The sequence below is a fragment of the Dactylosporangium sp. NPDC050688 genome (assembly GCF_040654515.1).
In the GTDB taxonomy this organism is placed as follows: domain Bacteria; phylum Actinomycetota; class Actinomycetes; order Mycobacteriales; family Micromonosporaceae; genus Dactylosporangium.
On record NZ_JBFAIC010000102.1, the window covers coordinates 20,787 to 28,096 of the forward strand.

At 70.6% G+C, this 7,310-nt stretch carries 5 protein-coding genes and 7 tRNA genes; 2 read left to right on the forward strand and 10 right to left on the reverse strand.

Features of this window, described 5'->3' with window-relative positions; all coding sequences use genetic code 11:
• Positions 1-765 precede the first annotated feature (765 nt).
• Positions 766-3,525: a hypothetical protein gene (locus AB0H83_RS48110; RefSeq protein ID WP_360109440.1), complete on the forward strand. Its 2,760-nt coding sequence runs from the start codon at positions 766-768 to the stop codon at positions 3,523-3,525.
• Between the two features lie 108 nt (positions 3,526-3,633).
• Positions 3,634-4,515 carry a glycosyltransferase gene (locus tag AB0H83_RS48115; protein WP_360109443.1) on the forward strand — a complete coding sequence of 294 codons (882 nt, stop codon included), beginning with the start codon at positions 3,634-3,636 and terminating at the stop codon, positions 4,513-4,515.
• Positions 4,516-4,545: 30 nt separating this feature from the next.
• On the opposite strand, the gene AB0H83_RS48120 is transcribed toward AB0H83_RS48115, so the two are convergent.
• The 10 genes from AB0H83_RS48120 to AB0H83_RS48165 all read right to left on the reverse strand — a co-directional run bounded on the left by AB0H83_RS48120 (position 4,546) and on the right by AB0H83_RS48165 (position 7,187).
• Positions 4,546-4,631, reverse strand: a tRNA-Ser gene (locus AB0H83_RS48120).
• Between the two features lie 10 nt (positions 4,632-4,641).
• Positions 4,642-4,716, reverse strand: a tRNA-Arg gene (locus AB0H83_RS48125).
• A gap of 11 nt (positions 4,717-4,727) precedes the next feature.
• Positions 4,728-4,813 (reverse strand) — tRNA-Ser (locus AB0H83_RS48130).
• A gap of 3 nt (positions 4,814-4,816) precedes the next feature.
• Positions 4,817-4,889: transfer RNA gene (locus AB0H83_RS48135), tRNA-Leu, on the reverse strand.
• A gap of 21 nt (positions 4,890-4,910) precedes the next feature.
• Positions 4,911-4,983: transfer RNA gene (locus tag AB0H83_RS48140), tRNA-Ala, on the reverse strand.
• Between the two features lie 86 nt (positions 4,984-5,069).
• Positions 5,070-5,513 carry an HNH endonuclease gene (locus AB0H83_RS48145; protein ID WP_360109446.1) on the reverse strand — a complete coding sequence of 148 codons (444 nt, stop codon included), beginning with the start codon at positions 5,511-5,513 and terminating at the stop codon, positions 5,070-5,072.
• Positions 5,514-5,563: 50 nt separating this feature from the next.
• Positions 5,564-5,637: transfer RNA gene (locus tag AB0H83_RS48150), tRNA-Leu, on the reverse strand.
• A 40-nt stretch (positions 5,638-5,677) separates the two neighbouring features.
• Positions 5,678-5,751: transfer RNA gene (locus AB0H83_RS48155), tRNA-Trp, on the reverse strand.
• A 308-nt stretch (positions 5,752-6,059) separates the two neighbouring features.
• A complete protein-coding gene (locus tag AB0H83_RS48160) occupies positions 6,060-6,680 on the reverse strand; it encodes a hypothetical protein (RefSeq protein ID WP_360109449.1) in 621 nt (206 codons plus the stop codon).
• Between the two features lie 93 nt (positions 6,681-6,773).
• The gene (locus tag AB0H83_RS48165) at positions 6,774-7,187 is read right to left on the reverse strand and encodes a response regulator (protein WP_360109452.1); all 414 of its coding nucleotides are present in this window, start codon (positions 7,185-7,187) and stop codon (positions 6,774-6,776) included.
• Between the last annotated feature and the right edge of the window lie 123 nt (positions 7,188-7,310).

The following is a 7,310-nucleotide window of genomic DNA, read 5'->3' on the forward strand; positions in this document are numbered from 1 at the left end:
AGCGCCCTTGACCCGGGCATCTTGCATGGTGCGGCCGGCGGTGGCGGTACCGGTGCCGCAATGGACGGCGCACCAGGGGGCGGCGGGCGCGCCGGGGAGCGTTGCCGCATCGGCGGGCGTCGTTGAGTGAATGCGATTCGGTGGCAGGTGGAGATCGAGTTGGGCGGCGGACGTGTACTTCGTCACCCGGGCCGGCCCGGGCGGAGGGCTGGACGGGACACGTAATGGCTGGTCAGAGTGGATGCGGTCAGTCAAGTCGGGGAAGTTGACGGGCTGTGGCACACAGGACACAAAGGCGATCAGCGGGTATCCAGGAATGGGGCTGATCGATGGGTCCCGCCCGGGTCGACCGATTGGAGAGGTTTTGCAGGCAGTGAGAACAGCGGCGGAGGCGATCACCGCAAGGACAGCGGCGATCACGGAAAGTATCCGTCGGGTGGGGACCGCTGACATGCGCAACTCTCCGGAAAACCCGTCATCAATCGGGGTGAATCGGGCTAGATCCACCCGGCTGTCGGCCATATCCGCCGGGTCCGGCGACAAACAGGATGGTTGCGTCCGTCACTCAGCGCGGTACGATCCGCCAGAGCCGCCATGCGGTCATCGGTGCGGAACCCCCTCCGCATCGCACCGCTCGTGGCACACCCGACGGAGGGCGATCTTGACTATCTGCTGCCCGCTTGCAGCAAGCGCGCCGGACCAGCAGGCTGCGATGCGCATCTCGGCATGGCCGCCCGTCGGGGCAGCAGATCGTGTGAGGTGCGCATGAGTACGGCGATGCAGGTCCGGCTGCGGCACTGGCCCGGCATGAAGGTTTCCTGGCTCGGCGCGGGTGCGGTCGTCCATTCCGGCGACGAGCCCAGCCCGGGCGCGGCGGCGCTGGTCGTCTCGCCGCACGGTTCCACCGAGTGTGCGGTGGTCATCAGCTCGCACACCGTCAAGCTCCAGCCCGCGATGGTCGAGGAGTTGGCCGAGGTCCTGGCCAACGGGCTCCCGCGAGGGTTCACCGCGATGCGGTTCGTCGCCTGGGACGGCGCCTGCGCCACCAATGAGCGACCGGCCGCGGCGCACATGATCGCGATGCGGCTCGGGATCGACGTCATCGCCGCCGCCGGGCCGCTGCTGGGTGTGCCGGGTGGCTCGCTGTTCGCGCCGATCGGGCGCGGCGAGCACCGCCCCGGCGGGTTCTGGCGCTTCCGGGCGGGCGCGCAGCCGGCACGGGTCGGCTGGCGGTTCCCGGCGCCGCACTGGGAGCAGGATCTCGGTGAGGTGCCCGAGCTGCCCGGCGACCTGGTGCTCGACCAGATCCCGGCCGGTTTGTGGCTGCACCGCCGCCGCGTCGGCAGCGTCACCGACCTGGCGTATTCGGTGCCGACGGATCACGCGAACCCGGCGATGATCCTCTCGCACCCGAGCGAGGAGCCGCTGCACCGCGACGAGCTCATGCAGGCCGTCTCGGTCATCCCCACGCTCGCCGCCGACCGGTGCGTGTTCACGCCGTACGGTCAGCGCCCCCTCCTCGACGGGCCCGTGGGGCCGGTCGTCGCCGACCTGCTGGGCCGCGCCGTGCACGTGCGCACCGGGCTGCCGCTGTGCGCGCCGGCCGGGCAGCGCGCCGTCGTCACCATCGACCAGAAGGGTCTGCCGCGCTGGCGGACGTTCGCCCGGGAGCTGTGGCACGCGCCGCGCAACGGTGCGCCGCGGCCGGTCGACTGGGTCAACCCGTGCCCCGACGTGCTCGACACGCCGGCGGGTGCGGCCACGTTCACGCTCGGCAGCGGCTGGGTCCTCGAGGTCGTCCAGGCCGGGCTGTGGATCCGCCCGGAGCACCTGACCGACCCCGCCGACTGGATCCGCGGGCTGCCGGTCGACGTCAACCGGTGCGCCGTCATCATCGGCGCCCCCAATGCGCCGGAGCTGCCGCCGCCCGGGCACGCCATGGCCGACGTCCTGGAGAAGCTCCCGGTCGACGCCCGCAAGCGCGCGTACCTGGCCGTGCCCCGCGGCGCCGCGCCGAACGTGTTCATCCTCGCGACCGCGCTGCGCGACTCGCTGCCTGAGCCCGGCGAGGTCGAGCTCGTCGGACCGGCGGTGACCCCGCCGGCGGCGGCGCTGCCCTCGTTCCCGCCGTCGACGACCGGGTCGTTCCCGGCGGTCGGCTCGACGGGCTCGTTCCCCTCGGTGGGCTCGACGGGCTCGTTCCCCTCGGTGGGCTCGACGGGCTCGTTCCCCTCGGTGGGCTCGACGGGTTCGTTCCCCTCGGTGGGCTCCACCGGGTCGTTCCCAGCGGCGCCCGCCGCGCAGCACCGTCCCGACGGGCCGTTCCTGGTCAACGGGCGGCCGGCGAACGGGCACCCGTCCGGCGCGCACCCGACGGTGGCCCGCCCGGCCACATACGGCCAGTTCGAGCACGAGGGGCCGCAGGACCCGTACCGCAACGGCTACGAGGGCCAGCGCACCGCGTCGTTCGAGCCGCTGACCAACGACCGCCGCAACGGCAGTGAGCACCGCAACGGCAGTGAGCACCGCGACGGGGCCGAGCCTCGCACGGGCGGGTTCGAGCCGGTCAGCGGGTCGTTCGCGCCGGTTGAGCCGCGGTCGGGGTCGTTCGCGCAGGTCGAGCCACGGTCGGGGTCGTTCCCGCCGGTGGAGCCGCGCACCAGCTCGTTCGCGGTGCCCCGTAACGGAGCGGACCCGCGCAACGGCACCGACCCGCGTAATGGCGCCGACCTACGCAACGGTCACGACCCGCGCAACGGCGCTGACCCTCGCAACGGTCACGACGCCCGCAACGGGACCGACCCGCGGACCGGGGCGTTCGCGCCGCTGAGCCCGAACGGCATGAACGGCACCAACGGCCAGCACGCCCCCGGCTTCGGCCCCCAGCCGGGCCCCCAGCACCCCGGCGCGCTGCACACAGGGCCGCAGCCGGGCCAGTACGGCCGCCCGGTCGAGAACGGCCGCCCCGGGTTCGCCAGCGGCCGCCCGGAGGCCACCACGTCGTTCCCGGCCGTCGCGCCCGAGGTGTACCCCGCCGCGCCGCCCCGCAACGGCTCGCACCCCGACCTGAACGTGGCGCCGCCGCGGACGTACCACCGCGAGCAGCAGCCGCCGGCATACGACCCGCAGGCCTATGAGGCGGGCCGGCCCGTGAACGACGGGTACCGGTTCGACGCCCCGAACTACGACGAGCACCACTTCGACCTGCCGACGCCGCCCGGGCAGCGGGCTCCGGCGCAGCGGATGCCCGCGCACGACGAGGCCGAGGAGCAGACCGGCGGGACCGAGGACACGTCGTCGATCCGGACCGGCCGGGAGATCCGCTCGCACGGCAAGAAGGCCAAGGGACCCCGCGCCGACGACAAGACCAGCACGCAGGAGCTCGACCGGCTGCTCGGGTTCTTCGACGAGATCCGCCGCGCGAAGGCGTGGGACGAGGACTCGCCGGGTTCGGTGAGCGACGAGGCCGCGGCACGGCGCGCGGCCGCGGGCCAGCCCCCGGCCGGCCCCAGGCGCGCCCGCTGAGGATGCGCCCCGCCTGACGGCGGACACGCACGGCGACGGCCCGGTCTCCCACGGAGACCGGGCCGTCGTGGTTTCCCCGCGCGGGGCGGGGTCGATTAGGATCGCACGGTGCTCGACATCATGCTGCCGCACTACGGCGACGTGGAGCTGCTCAAGCTCGCCGTCAACAGCGTCATCGCACAGACCGACGACCGGTGGCAGCTGACCGTCCTGGACGACAGCACCGTCGAGGGCATCCCCGAGTGGTTCGCGTCGCTGGAGCACCCGCGCGTGCAGTACCGGCGCAATGCGAAGAACCTCGGGGTCACTGGCAACTTCCAGCAGTGCGTCGATCTCGCCACCGAGCCGTTCATGGTCATCATGGGCTGTGACGATGTGATGCTGCCCAACTACGTGGCGACCGTGCACGGGCTCATCGACGCGCACCCGGAGGCGGTGCTGATCCAGCCCGGGGTCGAGGTGATCGACTCGCGGGGCGAGGTGGTGCGGACGCTCGCGGATTCGACGAAGCGCCGGGTGTACGCGCCGAAGATCGACGGCACGGTGGTCATGTCGGGCGAGGAGCTCGCGGTGAGCCTGCTGCGGGGCAACTGGCTCTACTTCCCGTCGCTGTGCTGGCGCACCTCGGAGATCAAGGCCGTCGGGTTCGACCCGTCGCTGAAGGTGATCCAGGACCTGGCGCTGATCCTGGAGCTGGTGACCAGGGGCGGCACGCTCGTCGCCACCGACGAGCTGGCGTTCCGGTACCGGCGGCACGGCTCGAGCCTGTCGTCGTCGTCCGCGGTGACGGGCGGCCGGTTCAGCGAGGCCCGCGACTTCTTCCTGGCCGCGGCGGACCGGATGGACGCGCACGGCTGGCGGCGCGCGGGGCGGGCCGCCCGCTGGCACCTGTCCTCACGCATCCACGCGCTGACGATGCTCCCGGCGGCCGCCAAACAGCGCAGCGGCAGCAGCGTCGGGGTGTTGACGCGGTACGCACTGGGCCGCTGACGCGGCGCCGCCCGTAGGGCGGCCGTGACGCGGAGAGGGTGGGAGTCGAACCCACACGGGCGTGAACCCAACGCCGTTTTCGAGACGGGTGCCGGCACCGATCGGCTGGCCTCTCCAGAACAAACGCACCCTTGGAAGGACTCGAACCTCCGGCCTCTTCGTTCGTAGCGAAGCGCTCTGTATCCACTGAGCTACAAGGGCATGGTCGTGCGCGGAAAGTGAGGGGATCGAACCCCCGCGGGGTCGTCCCCCGTCGACGGCTTAGCAAGCCGCAGCCTTGCCTCTCGGCCAACTTTCCAAGTACCCGGAAGAGGATTCGAACCTCCAACCTCCTGACCCTGAATCAGGCGCCTCTCCCGTTGGGCTACCCGGGCACGGGATGGTGCGGTGGTGCGTGGACCCGACCGGACTCGAACCGGTCGCCTCCGCTGTGCAAAAGCGGCGCTCTTCCTGATGAGCTACGAGCCCTCTGCGGGACCGGCGGGGTTGGCAGACCCCCGTCGAGCCCTTGCGGGCCCGGCGGGGAGGTAGCAGGGCCCCGCCGGGCCCGGGGTTCAGCGCTGGGCGAGCGCGGCCCACGTCGGGACCGACGGCTGGACCCGCAGCACCATGCCCGCTTCGGCGGGGGTGCGGTCGCCCTTGCGCTGGTTGCAGGCCATGCAGGCCGCAACGGTGTTCTTCCAGGTGTTTCGCCCTCCCCGGGACCGGGGCAGGATGTGGTCGATGGTGGTGGCGTCCTTACCGCAGTAGCCGCAGCGACGGCCGTCACGGGCGTGCACGCCGGCGCGGGACCACGCGGGCCCGCCGCCGAAGCGCCACCGGGTGACGACGTAGGACACGAGCCGGACGACCTTCGGCATCGGGTAGATGCCGATGAGCCGGTCCGGCTCGGATTCGTGCACGACGGCCACCTCACGCAGCAGCATGCGCACCGCGTGGCGGAGGGTGACCCGGTGCAGGGGTCCGAGGTCGGCGTTGAGAACGAGAACCGCGGTCACCGGGCCTCCCTTCGCTGGTGATTTCCCAACTGGTACCAAACGATCTTGCGTGCCGTGAGCGGGACTCGAACCCGCACTGATCCCATTTTGAGCGGGACGCCTCTGCCGATTGGGCTACCGCGGCATTTTGAACACACCAATGGAATTGTCAAACAACAATGCTGCACGGGCGGCAGGAATCGAACCCGCAACCGTCGGTGTTGGAGACCGGTGCTCTACCTGATTGAGCTACACCCGTAGGAAGGTACAAAAAAGCCGCCCAATGCTGTGGGCGGCCGGTGAGGCGGGGTGAACCCTAGCCTCGCCACCGTCCGGGCAGCTCCGAACTGGCCAGCAGGTCGCTGAGCAGCATGTTCTGCCAGCTACGGGACGCTGACGATCGACCGCCACGGGCGGACGCCGTCAGTCGTAGCTCGATGCGTGCGGCCATTTCGCGGTCTCCCTTCAGGCCCCGGTGGATCTTGGTGTTCCTCGTTGACGTATTCAAAGATACGACCCCGGCGCCGCCTCGGCAACCGTTTAATTCGGGCGGCGCCGCAATGCCGTTCAGGCGGCGGCCGTGTAGTGCGCCAGGTACAGGTCCATCTCGTCGGTGGACTCGTCGCCCTCGTTGACGCTGAACCAGAGCGAGTTCTCCAGCCAGAACCGGTGAATGAACTGCTCGAAGCCGTCGGCGGCGTGCACCATGTTGGCGATGAGGGTGTCGGGGTCGACCTCTTCGAGCCCGACGATCTCCAGCAGCCACGGCGAGGCGATGACGAACGGCTGGACGCCGGGGCGCAGGTACAGGTACCAGATGACGGCGTCCTGCTGGTCGCGCAGGAACCGCACGAGCTGCGCCTCGGGCTCGACGGGGCTCGGCACGGGCCGGGGCGCCAGGTCGAAGTCGCAGCCGGTGCAGGACGGGATGGCGTCCATGAGGACCTGGCTGCTCATGAAGCGTTTGAATGCGGCCGGCAGCTCGACGTGCGCGGCGAGGGCACCGAGGTCCATGGCGCGCAGCGGGTCGTGCGGCGCGTCCGGGACCAGCCAGCTGAACGTGCCGTCGAAGCGTGACTCATCCACTACCGGGAGGCTCTCGGTGGGGTACAGCTCGTAGGTCCCCATGCTCGCCCGGGCGCTGCCCAGGTCCGTGCCCCACCAACCGCGTGGAAAGTCGATCGTCATGTGTCGCACGGTACGACGCCGCCTGGTGTTCTTCCGTCGCCTATCGGACCAAGACGAGCGCGTTTCAGGTCACGTCTGCATGTGCATGCGGGGTCAGCCGTTGCCGGCCGGTTCCAGCGCCGGGATCTGCGGCAGCACGCCGAGGTAGCTGAGCTTGCCGACGATCGCCTCGGCGGTGAAGGGCTTGATGACGTACTCGTGGGCGCCGGCGGCGAGCGCCCGCACGATCTGCCCGTGCTCGCTCTCGGTGGTGACCATCATCAGGGTCATCTGCCGGAGGTGTTTCTGTTTGCGGACCGCCATCACGAACTCGAGGCCGTTCATCTCCGGCATGTTCCAGTCGATCAGGGCGAGCCCGGGCTGCAGGTCGTGGTCCCAGATCTGGTCCAGGGCGTCCTTGCCGTTGGTGGCCTCGCGGACCTCGAAGCCGAGCGGCAGCAGGATCCGTTTGAGGATGCCCCGCATGGCACGTGAGTCGTCGATGACCATGGCGAGCTTCGTGTCCATTCAGACTCCGGCAGGTTGATAGACGGTTTCGTACGGGTTGGTGGTGTGGTTGATGGTGGTGTGGAAGAGGGGGTCGGCGGCGAGGATGGCGCGGCGGACGTCGAGGAGTTCGGTGACGCGGTG